We start from the raw sequence: 356 nt of genomic DNA, 5'->3' as shown, positions 1-356 counted from the left end.
TCTGTAACATGCTACTTTGTTATGTGACTTTTAGTCCGTCACGCTCCGTAAGGTGCGTGACAAATAAACCACCCGCTATGCGGGTGCGCGACGAAGGTTACACCAAAAAAACTCCAAACGCGATACAATAAAGGTGTTCAAGCCTATTGTAAAGCGAAAGGAGAAAAATATGGCGCAAAAGGCACATAGTTTATCACATACAAAGTGGCTGTGTAAATACCACATTGTCTTCACACCTAAGTATAGACGAAAAATCATCTATAATCAATATCGAAGTAGTTTGGGAGAAATATTCCGACGATTGTGTAGTTATAAAGGCGTAGAAATTATCGAAGGACATCTGATGCCGGACCATG

At 40.7% G+C, this 356-nt stretch carries 1 pseudogene; it reads left to right on the top strand.

Annotated elements, in window-relative coordinates:
- Positions 1 to 169 precede the first annotated feature (169 nt).
- Positions 170 to 356 (top strand): annotated as a pseudogene (gene tnpA, locus C1E58_RS10900) (IS200/IS605-like element ISSsu4 family transposase); the annotation flags it as partial.

This window comes from Streptococcus suis (assembly GCF_002964575.1).
GTDB lineage: Bacteria > Bacillota > Bacilli > Lactobacillales > Streptococcaceae > Streptococcus > Streptococcus suis_R.
The sequence above is the reverse complement of the archived record's forward strand: the minus strand, read 5'-3'. Positions and strand labels throughout refer to the sequence as shown.